Here is a 13,905-nt window from a genome sequence, read left to right as displayed (position 1 = left end):
CTCCTTTATCGGCACTTTTTGTGCAATGTGGCCGAAAGCTATGGAGCCATCAAGATTTGGCTGTGCCAGGAAGGTACCATTCCCGCTTTGGGCACCGGGGACGCGCCCCGCATCCGAGGGGATTGGGCGAACCCCTGAATCGCGTGATTGGTGCTCGCTCTTAGCGCCGGAAGGGATGGGGACCGGCCCTCCTCACGCCCCTCGTTTCGGGCGCGCCGCCTCTGCGGTCAGGCGAACCCGCCCTGTTCAATGGCGTCCAGGACCTCAAAAACCGGGCCAGGACCGTCAATGGCGAGTACGTCAATAGGGCGTGACCCGCCAAGGAACGGCTCAGATCCCTCAAGCCAGAGAATCGCCGTCTCTGGCACCATTAGGGACAGCAGCCGCGGCACAACAAGGCGCCCCCCTCGGCCGGCTGCCCGGGTCACGACCGCATCTAGGTCTTCGCGTCCAGTCATGCCGGCCAGCCTAGGCCAGCGCCGCCCCTGACGTGAGGCCCATTGCGATCTCTAAAGAGTCTCGAGGTCGCGGGCATGAACCCATAGGCCCAGACGTGAGAACTCCTCAGGTGTCCCTGCCCTGATTCTGGCCAACCACCGCTCGGACGGCGCCGGCAGGGTCGTGACGACCCATTCGTCAACCAGAGGTTCAGGCCTCGTCCAGGAAGGCCGGGGAATGCCGAGGCGATCACATTCAAGCCCAACGACTGCGGCCAGCAAGGTGTCCCACTGGACTGACCCGGTGGACGCAGGGGGCAACAGGAAATCCTCCCGGTTGCCCGGCGAGGTATCCCGGAAGTCTGCGACGGCCGTCACGAGGACCCGGAACGCGAAATCCAAGTCACCGCGGGCCAGTTCGCGCCCGATGATTGCCGCAACCCTCCGTGAGCTGAGCCGATGTTCATCCTCCATGGTCATGCCACCACGATAGCCACCACGGCTCACATCCGCGCTCGACACCGGTCATCGCTTCAGCGGGAGACACTTCCCGGCACCTATAACAGGACTCTCGGATGAGAGTACGCCAGATAGTTCTCGAAGGAGCCTGACCGAATTTGCTTCAGTCTTCGAACGTCGACAAGACGATGAGAACTCCCACGTTGTTCTTCCAACGTGGCTAGGAGGCTCGGAGTCCGGGCGACGGTCGAGCTCCGGTCGGCGGCAGGCCATTCACGGGAAGTCGCGAAACGATTCTGACGGCCGCGCCGTCATCGAACCTTGGTATTTGCCGGCGTAAAGCGCGATCTCGCCCTGCGGAACCCAGAAGGTCACTTGTCCGATAAGCATCCCCGGGTAGATGCGCACCGGTTGGACACAGTGCAGTTGGAGGGTCCAGCGGTTGTGCGAGCCGATATCGATGAGGTCGGCCGTAATATTGATGAAAAGACCCAGGCGGGCAGTTGATGACTTCCCACGGATGATCGGGACGTAGTGGTCGCTCCCCATCACTTCAACGGTGGCGGACAAGTAAACGCGGGCTGGATCCAGCACCATGCCCGCTGGGTCGATCGGGATCTTGCTGACAGCGTTCTCTCGCGCCGAATCTAGGACGGATTCGTCATACACCAGAAGGGAATCGGAGAGCCGGAAGTCGTAGCTGTTCGGATTCAGCCGACTCGGATCGAAGGGATCTATCTGAATGCGCCCGGCCTCGACTTCAGCCTGAATCGCTGGTCCCGTGAGGATCACATCGCCGTCCCTTCGATAATCGAGGCTCGATGCCCGATGGGCTTCGAGTGACCCGCATACGATCCGTTGTAGCCTACTGAGCGCCCTTCGGCGCTCCAGAACGAGACCTGTCCAATCGTCATCTTCGGATAGATGATAAGCGGTTGCACCGCTGAGAGTTCAAGCGTCCAGCCATGCACTGCGCCGGTGTGTCCGAGATCTGCCGAGATCTGAAGGAACAGCCCGAGTCGCCCCATCGACGATCGCCCAATGAGGCTCGTAACCAGTGACGTGCTGCCGATCCGTTCGTAAGTGTGCCCCAAGTAGAGGCGCCCGGGCCGAAGCGCATAGCCACTCTCCGGAAATCGCACGGCACGCCAGATCGGAGTCTCTGCCGGATCGAGGATATTGTCGTCGTACACCAAAAGTTCACCACCGATCCGGTAGTTGTAGCTGTTCGGATTCAATTGCGTCTCATCGAACGGGTCGATTTCAATTTCGCCCGAGCGTACGTAGGCTCGAATCTCATCACCGGTCAGAATCACGAATTACCTTCTGCCAAAACTCTTCGACGCACACTTTTAAATCCGCCAGCGACCCGTCGTTGTCGATCGAGTCCATGAGCGGAAGCTCGTCGAAGCCGCGCTCGGTAACGTCGTCCAGCGCCCCGAGCGACAAATCGCCGCGGAGGCGTCGTCGCGCGCTTGATACGCCTGCAGCTACCTTCACTCCGACGAACCGAAAGCCCAACTCCTCGAGGAACCAAGCGTCAGCCGGTCGCATGTCGTCGCAGAGGATAACGTGCGGCTGCGACGGACTGAGTTCGATCCGACGCTGCAGTCGGCCGACGGTCTCACGAGCATGGTCGGCCAAGACCTCCGGATTGATTCGGCGCATCTCGGAACCGAGCACGTTGAGCAATCGGCCATCTTGCATGTCCGGGTTCTCCAACTGGCGCCCTGCCCGGCGGTAAACGTCGGCCTGCGCCCAATAAAGCGGGTCGGCGAGGCGCAGATGATGGAGCGTGAAGCCGCGCTCGATCGCAATCATTGCTGACATTCTGCGGAAGGACGACTTGCCTGAGCCGGGCGGGCCACACACAGCGATGCGGTGCACCATCAACCGGCCGACGGAGACTCGAACGTTCGGTCGATGAGGGCTAGAGCAGCACCGACCGCATCCGAGACCGTCGAAGCGGCATTGGGACGCAGCGCTGGGCCCGTCCACGATGCTTCGGTTTGCCCGAGGAGCGGGAACCAAGGAAACTCGCTAAGCTCCTCGAACGCTGCCCCCGCGAGCACGACAACCCGGAACTTGCCGGCGCTCTCGCGCAGTCGGTGCCCCATCTCGACCACTTCTCGGCCGATGTTTCCGCCCGAATTCTCTTGAAACCGACGGGCATAGGCCGGACTCGCAAGCACGATTGTGGCGTCTGAATCGAGGACGGCTTTGACGCTGTTGTCTCCGGGCGCCGTCCCCAGTCCGGTATAGTCCCGCCAAATCATGAAGTATCGGCGATGGCGTCTGTGCAATTCGTTAGCCACCGCAGCTGCGAGGGCTCTATCATCGGTGCACCAGGAGAGGAAAATCAACGGTCCTACGTGCCCAGCGAGGGTCCTAGTGTCCTCACTGATGAGAACTGCGCTCTGCTTAAGAGCGTCCCTGATCGCGAGAGCGATAGTCCCGTTGTCCCGAGCTTCGCGGTAGGCCGACGAAAGAAGGCCCTCATCTGGCTCGAAGATCAGGACGTCACCGTTCGTCGGGAGAATCGAACCAGGGTGGTTGAGAACCTGCGAGTACGGGCCGTTGAAATCGTGCAACTGTGGAAGATCATACACACCGCCTATATGTGATGGTCTGGCCGCCCGAATGGACTGCGCTGTTCCGATGCGGACGTTCTTCTGGGTGGCGAACGTGTCATCCTCGTAAAATTCGGCGAACACCGCCAATGGAATATCGAGAGTGGTCTTCGATCCAACGGATTGTCGTGTACTAAGCCAGCGCTCCTGATATCCGTCGGCTTCGCCGTTCAGCAGGTCCAGGGCGATCTGACCCTTTTTGGGGAAGCTGCTCTTCACCGATATCGCGCGGGTGATGAAAGCCTCGATCGCGACATCGTCCAAGAGGAGGAATAGGTCGATGGTGAGCGTCCGCTGAACCCCGATATTTTGCTTGATCCTGCCGCTCGTGTCCTTCGTGAAGGCCGCTTCCAGGGCTTCACGAAGGAGCATGACGCGGAACCGGTTCGGGGCGGACGAGTACACCGTCGAGTACAAGTGAGACCGCAGTGCGAGCAGGCTGCCGACGGTGCCGGGCGAGGAGCAGATCGGACCATCCGCGTCGACGTCGATCAGGGCCGAGACAGCCTCTTTGATGTCGACGCGCCCGACCCCGGTATGGTGTGCATCTCGAGCCACATAGTCGAGACGATCCGCGTCATAGACTCCATCAAGTAGGTGCAGGACCGCGCGCAGTTCGATGCGTTCCCCGCATTCACCCCACTGGCGACCGGTCATGAGATATGCGAGCAACGGGATGTCGTAGCCCTTCAGGATCGAACGAAACTCAGCGAGGCACGCGAGCGTGAAGACCGCCTTGGTGTTGGACCATTCGCTGACGTCTTGTCCTGTCGACTCCCGGACCGCTGTGTATACATCCGGATCCGCGCAGAACAGCTTGGCGGTGGCTTGCCCATACGGGAGCTCGCCGCAGTCCTGGAGAAGCGCGGCGACTAACAAATGCTGACGCGCACGATTCATGGCGTCCTCGTTCGTCTTGCCTTGCTTGTGCACCTCCATCGCAAGCGAGCGGAGGAACGTACCCGTCTCCTTGGTGTTCGCCAGAATCTCGCGCATAACCTGCATCGTGCCGAGCGCGTGTGAGTAACGGCTGTGATCGGCGCCCGCATATTCCCACGAGACGAAGCCAAGCTGCTTAATCCTGCGAAGCCGTTGAAAGCTCGGCGAGACTACCAATTTCTTTATGACATTTTGCGGTCCCCATACGTCAGTGAGATCGATGCGCCCGTGAACAGGGCAACGTATGTTCATCAGAGTGGACTCTAGTTCGCCGACTTCAGTCTTTTTCGCTGGCATACCGGTTCTTTTCTCCCCGTCATTTGCGACCTCTGCGACGAGACCGGGTCAGTGGTCTTCGTCCTCAGTGCGAGGGTACATCCGCAACCCACCGACGCAGAGGGTTTATCTCAAGATACCCAGCGGAGTAGGCACGGCCCCGCCAGCTTGGCATTGCCGCGTTGAACTCTCAAGATGTCCACCGTCAGGGGTGTCCAATTCGCTTAATTCACCGGCTTTTTGCCAGTTCGAGAGGCCAACCACAGGGTGTGTTCCCTGCTGATGGCTTCTTCGGCGTCGGCCACAACCGCGGCCCATTCCGTCTCGTTCAAGTCGACGAGTCGGTCCGCCTGAATCGCCAGCTCGGCTGCAGCCGTCGAGTATGCCGAGGCGAGCGGACTGTATTGCTTCAATGCTGTCCAAGCGGCCCCCGCGGCGATCAGAGCGCCGAGGAGTCCAGCGAAATCGACGGCCCATCCGCCGAAGATACGCAACGCGGCTAATACCAGGGCAATCACTTCACTGAGGATCAGGAGCACGCGCCACACCGTCGCCGATTTTCGATTCGCCCTCGCCTTGCGCGCATACCAGCGGTGCTGCTCCTCTGTGCGTCCGGCGATGTATGCAGCCCTTCGACGTCCGAATGGAGAAGTGCGAAGTTCCGTCATTCTTGGCGTCACGACGGCATTTCCCGATCCTAGGGTCACCCGATCTCGAGCTTCGGCTGACACTTCGTCAAGGCGCCGACGTAGGATCGATCGAGCCTCTGGCTCCGGCATTTCGTAAGGGAAAGGATTGGCTGCAACAGAGTAACGCCATGCCAAGGTCTTAGCGGATTCCGCGAGGGCTCTGCCGGAGTACCAATCTCTCTCAGGTTGATGGACCCAAGCAGCCAATTCGCTGGCAAGCGCGATCAGGAAGCCAGCCGCGATGACAATTGCGGCAACGTCCATCTTGCCCATCGTCCAGGTCAGAGATCCGCCCAAGGCAGCTACCAGAGCGCCGAACAGCCGAGCGCGTGAGTACCGCAGCGCCCACCTTTGTCCCACGAGCGAAGCGGTGTCCGCATCTCGCCAAAAACCTGGCATATCATCGTCCGTGAGTCCCAAACTCATGACACGGGCCCGTTTTGGGAACGAAGCGCACGCGTATTGTCGACGAGATGACTACGGGTAGTCCGGTACTGATATGCCAAATCAATGCATCTGGCCAATGCCGACGTAGTGGAGGGGTAGGTCCACCATCGGGCATAGCCGTCGTCCCCCTTCACGTTGTCGTTGACGCGAGCCGGCAGCTGGCGACCCGCCGATCCAGCCATTGACGGCAACGTAATTGCCAGGAGGCCATTTCGATTGTAAGAAGCGGTATTACGCAATGAAGTCGCTACCTCCCAATCGACGAATTTTCGTCCCCAGGTATTGCGCCCCACCATAACAATCGTGACTGTGCTGTCACGCAGGTAGTCCTCCCGGACACGTCGCATGATGTAGTCGTTGCTGTTGCTGTTGATTATGTCGCCCGCCATGCTGGCGCCGATACCCCTTGAAATCAGTACGTTCTCGTCGTGGTCGAACGTCTGTATGAACCTTTGGACTTCATCTTCATCATCGTGGTGATACGAGATGAAACACTTCCGTCGGGTGAATTCCGTCAACTGCGACATGGTTGGGCTCCATCTATTTCGCCAGCGGCTGTTGCGGGCATCTCTCGAAGAGCATAGAACTACCTGCTGACATTTCCGCTTCGTACGCGCCGCGATCTGGACACAAATAGGTGCAAACCGAACTGAGGTTCCGGCCACGGCGGACGGCGCTGCCCAGTCGACCTACTGCAAGAACTACTGGCCCCACTGAAGCCCTGGCACGTATTAGAGCCTTGACAATTTACCTAGGGGCTGTCATCTCCACTCTCACTGCCTACTATTGGCGGATGGTCTCTTCTCTCTTTCCCCCGCGTCTTCGTGGACAGGTAGCCTACGCCCTTGGTGGCAACCCCGAAATAACTCAAGCTGACTTGAATATTCTGTGGACAAGTTATGGTCAAGGTAAGCCCAGCCCTGATGCCAACAAACTAGTCAGAGCTGATGCACTGGTGAAGGCAATCGGCGATGGACTTTACGTTGATGAGCAGTTACTTGAGCTCCTCAACGAAGTCTTCTACTTCTCTGCGCGTGGTAACGCCCGGCGGAATCACGCGGAATCGTTCAAACCTCTACTTGTGGAACTGATGAGGCGAAACTTCCCAATTGACGAAGACCACGGAATCCAGCCACCTGACGGCACGCTGACGCTATCCGCACCGGATGACGCAACCAGCATACTAACGCCAGCCATTGCAGAGCGGAGGCCGAGACCAAGGAGGGCCACGCAACGAGCAGGAGACCAGCGCGCCATCTTCATCGTGCACGGACGCAACACGGCAGCCAAAGAGGAGCTCGTGAAGTTCCTCCGGCACCTCGATGCGAAGCCCATCTCTTGGCCAGACGCGGCGGCAGCAACTGGCAAGACTCGGCCCTACACACTCGACATCATCGAAGCCGGCATGAACATGGCCCAAGCAATTGTCGTTCTCTTCAGCCCCGATGATGAAGCTAGACTCAAATCCCATTTTCATCAGCCGGGCGACGGTCCACAAGAACGGAAGCCCACGGGGCAAGCCCGCCAAAACGTCACCCTCGAAGCGGGCATGGCAATGGCTCTGGCACCTGAAAGGACGATTTTTGTTCGCGTAGGAGAGACTCGCGACATCTCGGACATCCTCGGTATCAACTGGATAGATCTGGATGACAACTGGGAAAGCCGAAAGCGGCTACATGACGCCCTGCAAATCGCCAAGGTCAAGATCGAATCCGGCAGGAACCTAACATCACCCGACGCCGGAAGATTTTCCGACGTGGCCCTCTGATGACTGGGGTCAGCTGGTCTGCCAACTTTGAGCTGCCGCGGGGATTTGGGGCGACATGAAACGAGGCTACACACACGTGTTCGGACTGTCCAAGAACACCATACATATGGCATTCGGATTCGCCGCGATCATTCTTCGCGACTGGCACTTCATCCGACACGAGCAAGACCCCTGGTTCACACAACCCGATGAAGAACCCTGGGATTTTGGTATCAAGCCTCCGCGAACCCGGGCCCCACGAAGAAGACAGCTCAGAGACCTGATCAGGAACTGAAGACACCAAGCCAACCGCCGATGAGACTTGCACCCTCGTAAAACGAGGGCCGCCCACGGAAACCGAGGCAGGCTAGACCCGGCCACCGGGCCTCCCAGAAGCACCCCCGGCGACAATGTCGATGCCCCGATTCCGTCGCGACCGGGATGGACAGTGCCAAGAACGGGCAGAACTCCCCGCCGACCGAAGTCAGCGAGGAGTTCTGTGAGCCCAGTACGGGGGGATATATGAACTACCCGCTTGCTACAGGAGCGGATGTAAGGGTCTGACTTTCGCGCCAGACTCGGCAGCGGCTTTGGCGTCGATCTCCCGGATCGTCGCGTGCATGGCAAGTGCGTAGCGGCGAAGGTTCTCAAACTTGTCAGCTAACGCCGACATATCCTTGCGCAGATTGCGGATGGTTTCGTCACGTTCATTCAATTCGGACCTCAGGGTAGAGGCTAGTACTGGATCCACGCTCTCAGATGTCATAGGCCCTATGACATGAGGCAAGTTTTCAACTAGAGCAGTCAGAAATTCTGCATAGTGCTTCTGTGAGCTTCCGTATGAAAAACCTCCGACTTTGGACATGCCGAGGCGGCTGGGTGCCCCGCCTCGTTCACAGATGAGTGTGGCGGCGATGAGCGCGCGGATTGGAACGGGGAGACTTTCATTCGGCCTCAGTACGCTTGTGATAGCCCGAGCCATGTCAAGGTTGTTCATAGTCATTCACTTATTCGGTTCCGAGCACGGCACGGCCGGGCAGATCTGCAAGGATGAGGCTTCGGAGTTCGCTGTCCCTCATCGCAGCAAATTCCTCGACGAGACCCGGGAGATCTGACTCGATCTTCAGACGAGCCCGTTCAAAAACGCCCGTAAAGTGCTCCCAACCTCTTCGGCGTAGCTCTAACCGAGCTCGCTGGGACCGCGTTGTAGCGGAGTTTCGGCATGCGAACGGGTGGCAGAGCTTGAATTCGGCTTGGTCATTGTTCCCGCACATCCCACCAGGCCCAAAAACGCAGATTGTGTGTTCTCCGACGTAGATATTTCGGTTGCGTTTGGCCATTTGGATCAGTTGGCGATTGGACACTGGCCCAGTGAGTAGGTCATGTTCATCGTTTATCACCTTTTCAAGGCGAGCCGTGCCGTTGCCCGCGACGTTCGCGGGGTCTTGATCGATCCCTCGCGCCACCTCAACCAAGGCCTGGCCGATCCCGAGCTGTCGCGCCTCTACCAGAGACGCCGGATCGGCGATGTAAATGGAGCGAGGAAGGTGTCCCAGGTACCCCTCGGCAACGGTACGATTTGACCATTTTCCCTGCTCAGCGGCCAGCGCATCCCCCCATGCTTGGCTGGCGTACGCTTCCAATGCGGTTATTCTCAGTGTTCGATGCGCAAGCCATCTAGGCAGGGGTGGCAACGGTAAGATGAGCCCCCTCCGGGCGAGGTAGGTGCCCGTGCCTGCAAACTTCTCCAGGTATCGCGCGGTGAGCTGGAGCGTGTTGCGACGCTCCTCAGCAAACCGGCGCCCCAACCCAGGGTGGAGCAGGACATCTGTTCCTGTCTGGGGATGTTTTTTGCCATCAAGCCCGAGAGCAGCCTTCAATCGGTGGATGATCGCGACAGCACGGACCACGTCATCGCCAACCACCCATGATGTAGGCACTGGCTCAGTTCTATTTTTGACTAGAAATCCCCGCATCTTGGTCACAGGCACATCTAGATCGCCCCGTTCGTATGTTGCCTCGAACAGGCAATCATCGGGTATCGCAGCGAGTTCACGTTCACGCACCGTGGTCAGCATCGTGATGACCATCGCGCAGCAATACGCCAGCATTCCTGCCCAGTAATCGAGTTCGAGTCCGTAGCGCGTCGGGGCAAGGCTGTCGGTCCACGGGCGCATCTTGCCGTCGCCCCCCTGAACTTCGGTTATCGGCAAGTTGAACCCATCCACCGAGGCAGAGACTCCCAAGTCCTGGCGCAGTCGGTCGAGTATTTTCTTGGCGTCACCAGAAGGATTTTTCAGAACCATGGAAGAGCATCCGGCCAGCTTCACGAACGTTGCCCATGCTGGCGTAAGGTTTTTGCCGCGAAGACTGACCACCCCCGGAAGTGGCCGACCTGTCGTCTCCCACCTCAACAACAACTGCCCGACTGCCTCTATTTGCTCTTCTTTGGGCCGGGCGCCCAAGTCCGGCACTTTGGCGAGTTTTTCTAAGCGCAGGATGATGTCCTCGGTACAGTGGTCCATGATCCACAACGACATTCCTAGGAGTGGCCCGCAAATCTCCGGGGCGGGACGCTCAACATTTAGATCACGCTGCGGAACCCGGAATACTTCCTCCGGGGTCACGCCACCGAAGGGTCTGCCCCCAAACATACCTGGCACCCCTAGCAATCCTCTGTATAACCACAGAGACAGAAGCGGTCTGACGTAGTTGGCCAAGGTGACGGCCTGAGCTCGTGGGTTCTCTTCGGATAGAGTCCTAGCGAATGATTGCCAGTCTTCGGAGTCAAGTCGGTCCCCGAAGTCTCTCTCGATGATCGGGAGTGTAAATCCTAATACGGTGACGTAGGCCAAGAGGCTTGGGAATTTGAGCGGAGAATCGGCGGCCGCGGCGGCTGCCATCACGTCCGTCGTATTGAGTCCAGATTTTCCGTTTTCTGCCAGTTTCGGGGCGAGTCGGAGGAGGGTCCAATCCTTGACTGTGTTTCTCCAGCGCGCGGGAAGCCGATCGAAATCCAAAACGAAGTCGGTTGTGTTGACCAGCGGGTATCCGTCAAAGTTCCACACGGAATCGCTATAGCGGATTGGTCTCTTAACACTGGCTCCTCGCGGGATCAGTTCGCGCAGATCCACGCTGTTGGCCAAAGCCGGCCGCGCGCCGGGGACAGGAAGCATTCGAACTTTGGCGTTGTAATCAGGCAATGCTGCGACCTTCCAGATAGACACATGCGATGAGAACTCGACTGTTGCTGATTTCCTCTTTCGACACAGCCGAAACCAAGTGACTTGGGAACTGAGCCAGGGCCTTCTTTGCCAGGCGGTTAAGAAGGGGAGCTTCACTTGAGACCCATTCCTGCGGCTCCCGTCTGCGGATGTCCTCGGTGAAGTCCACCATGGCCAGAAGGCCCGGGATAACCTCGGGTATGCGGTAGCCGTTAGGACAGACGAAACAGGCCGCCGGCCCTAGCCCGCAGGGTTTGTCCCCGCCATCAGGCGCTCTACCGTTACTTGCGCACGCCGCGACCCCTACGTCCATCACCGCCTCCGCGGAAAGGAGAGGCACCAGCGCCTCGTTCTGGGCGAGGCTATAAACCTGCCCCTCCAAGGCGTGCCCAGCTGGCGCAATTGCCGCCGTTTTCATACGCCAGTGATCCGCCACACTGCTTTGCGTATTCAACAGTCCCGGGATAAGGATGACGTCTGGAACGGCATCCTTGAGGTACAACCTGGTCGTCTGAGCCGACTGGCCGATGACACCGTGCCCACGGTGGCGGCCGCGCAGCAATGCGGCTTTCCTCAGGCGTCGGAAGGAGAGTGTCGAGGACGGTATCCCCGGAAGAACGCCTGCTTGAGAGTTGTTGCTCCACCACTTATTAATTTCAGCCCCGTTCACGACTCTTGTAGCACCGGTCGCCACAAAAAGTAGCCCGTCAAAATTACGACTGTGCTGGCGGAATAAGCGGTCGACCCTGGTGGCGGCGGTGACAAACTCCAGCAGGCCGCCGTAGCTATAGAGTCCTCCCGCGGGGGCCGGTGTCCTCAGAATCTGGCGATTTCTGGCCTTCACCCCGGTTACGAAACTGGTGTCGTCCCCGGCCCGCTCGACCGAGTCGCAGGTGTAGGACTGGATGGTCGCTAGGTTTGGCCCCTCATTGTCTATTAGGGCCAATAGAACCATGGCCGCCGCCAAGTCGGATTGCTTCACCTCGAATTGTGGCGGACATCCTTCGTCCGTTCTATTGGGAACTAGGAGTGCGGCGTCGATGCGCAGCCAATTGTCGGGGAGGCCCCCCAGTGCTTCGCTGACTGCCTCCTGATGGCGTACATACCATTTTCCTACGGATCGTCGGGCCACGCTCTCTATAGCATCAGCCACATCCGGAGCGTATCCTTGCACATGACTTGTCTCGGCGGCCAGACTATGCGCGTGTAGGTATTCGCGGTACATCTGGCCGTCGCTCCGGATGTGGATGAATATGTCCGCCAGGAAAGTGCGGAGATTTCTCTGCACGGACGCGCTGACGCTCGCGGCAAGAACGCCCATCCACACGATATCCGGGGAAAGCGACGGGTGTTGCAAATCAAAGATTCCATGTTCTGTACCGAGCCAGCGCATAAAGGCCCGGGTCGAACACAATCTGGATCTGAGTGTTTCAATGGATGTCCATGTTCCACCCTTTATGTGTAGCTGTGAAAGAAGCCCCCCGGTTAATTGTTCGGCGGCCGCAGTCACGCCGAGCGTACGCAGCACAAATGGAGTTCTACTCCCGCGCGTTCTAATGGAGATCGCGCCCGACTCGTGTACTTCAGCGCCGGTGATATAGCTGACCTGGACCCCGCGCTCATCGGCAGTGCTTCGCCGCGGCACGTGTCTGTCGCTACGGGTGGCCATCATGTTCTGCCCAGAAAATCGTCTATGCCGTAACGAAGAATCATCATGCCTACCTGCCGGATGTATAGGCTGGTTGTAGCCTCATTTGCATGCCCGAGGGCCATGCTTGCCATCTGGACTGCACTCCGAATATCGACGCGATGCGGCCTCCCGTGCATGTCCCGGGCGGCGCTGGTGGGAACTCCGAGGATGAAGAGAGCCGCCAAGTGCGTGGAGTACGTATGGCGGAGGTCATGCGTATGAACGTGGGGAAAAACCCGCCCTTTGGAGAAAGCATTTACTTCAGCCAGCAGGGACACGTCACTCGTAAATTCCTGAGCTGTCCTGTATTTCACCGGCGCCCCGTCGGTTGTTGAGAGGAACAGGAGAGCCGGTTCACCGTCCTCTGTTAGAAGGCGTCGGCGCTCCTCGGCTTTCATGTTATTGAACGGGCGCTGAATTCCATTGGTGTCCACGATTCCACGAAAGCCAGGCGTCGGGGGTTCAGCGACATAGATCGGATCGCGGGGTTTCCAATCCTGCAAGAGCATCCGGCGCGCACCACGGGTGTAGTCCTGAACTCGTTGCAGATGGTGGCGGAACGCCGGAAGAACGACTTCCCGGCCTCGTTTCATGATTGACCCGGGAAGCCACATTTCAATCAGATCGCCGGGCGAACTCAAGTTCGGAAGCTCGTAAATCGTCAGATGCGTCAAGGTGAATGCTCTTGCGCCGCAGGCTAGGCCGAGACTTATGAAAGCTGCATCCCGCGCCCCGGTCCGGCTGGTGGCTGACGTACGGCCGTCGGATCCCGCGCGCCAGGCGGCAGCAAGCAATTCCGATACCAAGGAAGGAGTCAGAGGAGTACCGTCGGCACTCTTGCGGGCGACGTTTCGACCCTCCCGCATTGATAGCTTTGGCCCAGTGGGAGTAGGAACGACATCAAGGGTGAAAGGCAATTCGATGCCATGAGTGTCGCGCAGCCACTCATGGAACCCTCTGATTACGGTGCGATCTTTGTACCAAGTAGTGCCGGAAACTCGAGTATCCTCATCGACTGTCCGGTAGTTGACGTATTCAACTACGTGGTCACGGGTGGCACCGCGGAGTGAGCAATTTCTGCCGAGAAGGAACGAGGCATAGACACAGAGACTCTCTGCATAAGTCTTCGCGGTCTTAGTCCCACCGGTTCGGGCGCAGACGTAGGCCAGCCACGCGGTGGCATCTTCTTCGACAAGACCATCTACGGTCAGGATCGGCGAAAGAACCGGGTGAACGTCGTGGGGTAGCTCGCCCAGCACGTCTGCGAGGGAGCCTGGTTCCCACCGGCCGCCCCAAGTGACCTTGGCCCGTGGGTTCCGGGGTGCCACCTTACCGCCCTCGTAAGGAATGTTTGCGTTCTGGCTCCA

12 protein-coding genes are annotated in these 13,905 nt (G+C 58.8%); 1 reads left to right on the top strand and 11 read right to left on the bottom strand.

Features of this window, described 5'->3' with window-relative positions:
• Positions 1-509 precede the first annotated feature (509 nt).
• From AC1DCZ_RS13780 to AC1DCZ_RS13750, 7 genes are all read right to left on the bottom strand, one after another.
• On the bottom strand, positions 510-917 hold the full coding sequence (locus tag AC1DCZ_RS13780; RefSeq protein ID WP_476975089.1) for a hypothetical protein: 408 nt from the start codon (positions 915-917) through the stop codon (positions 510-512).
• A 252-nt stretch (positions 918-1,169) separates the two neighbouring features.
• Entirely contained in the window at positions 1,170-1,688 is a 519-nt protein-coding gene (locus tag AC1DCZ_RS13775) for a dCTP deaminase (RefSeq protein ID WP_476975088.1), read from the bottom strand.
• Positions 1,685-2,212: a dCTP deaminase gene (locus tag AC1DCZ_RS13770; protein WP_476975087.1), complete on the bottom strand. Its 528-nt coding sequence runs from the start codon at positions 2,210-2,212 to the stop codon at positions 1,685-1,687. The genes AC1DCZ_RS13775 and AC1DCZ_RS13770 overlap by 4 nt, the downstream gene beginning before the upstream one ends.
• On the bottom strand, positions 2,196-2,717 hold the full coding sequence (locus tag AC1DCZ_RS13765) for a hypothetical protein (protein ID WP_476975086.1): 522 nt from the start codon (positions 2,715-2,717) through the stop codon (positions 2,196-2,198). The genes AC1DCZ_RS13770 and AC1DCZ_RS13765 overlap by 17 nt, the downstream gene beginning before the upstream one ends.
• 68 nt (positions 2,718-2,785) lie before the next feature.
• Entirely contained in the window at positions 2,786-4,762 is a 1,977-nt protein-coding gene (locus AC1DCZ_RS13760; RefSeq protein ID WP_476975085.1) for a hypothetical protein, read from the bottom strand.
• Positions 4,763-4,965: 203 nt separating this feature from the next.
• Complete coding sequence (locus tag AC1DCZ_RS13755; protein WP_476975132.1) at positions 4,966-5,829, bottom strand: DUF4231 domain-containing protein; 864 nt, start codon at positions 5,827-5,829, stop codon at positions 4,966-4,968.
• Positions 5,830-5,852: 23 nt separating this feature from the next.
• Positions 5,853-6,404, bottom strand: coding sequence for a TIR domain-containing protein (locus AC1DCZ_RS13750; RefSeq protein WP_476975084.1), 552 nt, complete (start codon positions 6,402-6,404; stop codon positions 5,853-5,855).
• Positions 6,405-6,670: 266 nt separating this feature from the next.
• On the opposite strand from AC1DCZ_RS13750, the gene AC1DCZ_RS13745 reads away from it, so the two are divergent.
• Positions 6,671-7,645, top strand: coding sequence for a TIR domain-containing protein (locus tag AC1DCZ_RS13745; protein WP_476975083.1), 975 nt, complete (start codon positions 6,671-6,673; stop codon positions 7,643-7,645).
• A gap of 517 nt (positions 7,646-8,162) precedes the next feature.
• Here AC1DCZ_RS13745 and AC1DCZ_RS13740 read toward each other — a convergent pair.
• From AC1DCZ_RS13740 to AC1DCZ_RS13725, 4 genes are all read right to left on the bottom strand, one after another.
• Positions 8,163-8,339: a hypothetical protein gene (locus AC1DCZ_RS13740; RefSeq protein WP_476975082.1), complete on the bottom strand. Its 177-nt coding sequence runs from the start codon at positions 8,337-8,339 to the stop codon at positions 8,163-8,165.
• Between the two features lie 292 nt (positions 8,340-8,631).
• The gene (locus tag AC1DCZ_RS13735) at positions 8,632-10,827 is read right to left on the bottom strand and encodes a hypothetical protein (protein WP_476975081.1); all 2,196 of its coding nucleotides are present in this window, start codon (positions 10,825-10,827) and stop codon (positions 8,632-8,634) included.
• Positions 10,820-12,376, bottom strand: a complete 1,557-nt coding sequence (locus AC1DCZ_RS13730) for a hypothetical protein (RefSeq protein ID WP_476975080.1) — start codon at positions 12,374-12,376, stop codon at positions 10,820-10,822. The genes AC1DCZ_RS13735 and AC1DCZ_RS13730 overlap by 8 nt, the downstream gene beginning before the upstream one ends.
• Before the next feature lie 140 nt (positions 12,377-12,516).
• Entirely contained in the window at positions 12,517-13,797 is a 1,281-nt protein-coding gene (locus tag AC1DCZ_RS13725) for a tyrosine-type recombinase/integrase (RefSeq protein ID WP_476975079.1), read from the bottom strand.
• Positions 13,798-13,905: the final 108 nt, after the last annotated feature.

This window comes from Arthrobacter sp. 10N418 (assembly GCF_056394725.1).
Note: the sequence above shows the minus strand (reverse complement) of the source record. Positions and strands in the feature narration are given on the sequence as shown.

Bases quoted from the DNA above. Each gene is read 5' to 3' on its own strand.
- AC1DCZ_RS13780 (WP_476975089.1), bottom strand. From the start codon at position 917: ATGACCATGGAGGATGAACATCGGCTCAGCTCACGGAGGGTTGCGGCA.
- AC1DCZ_RS13765 (WP_476975086.1), bottom strand. From the start codon at position 2,717: ATGATTGCGATCGAGCGCGGCTTCACGCTCCATCATCTGCGCCTCGCC.
- AC1DCZ_RS13760 (WP_476975085.1), bottom strand. From the start codon at position 4,762: ATGCCAGCGAAAAAGACTGAAGTCGGCGAACTAGAGTCCACTCTGATG.
- AC1DCZ_RS13755 (WP_476975132.1), bottom strand. From the start codon at position 5,829: ATGCCAGGTTTTTGGCGAGATGCGGACACCGCTTCGCTCGTGGGACAA.
- AC1DCZ_RS13750 (WP_476975084.1), bottom strand. From the start codon at position 6,404: ATGTCGCAGTTGACGGAATTCACCCGACGGAAGTGTTTCATCTCGTAT.
- AC1DCZ_RS13745 (WP_476975083.1), top strand. From the start codon at position 6,671: ATGGTCTCTTCTCTCTTTCCCCCGCGTCTTCGTGGACAGGTAGCCTAC.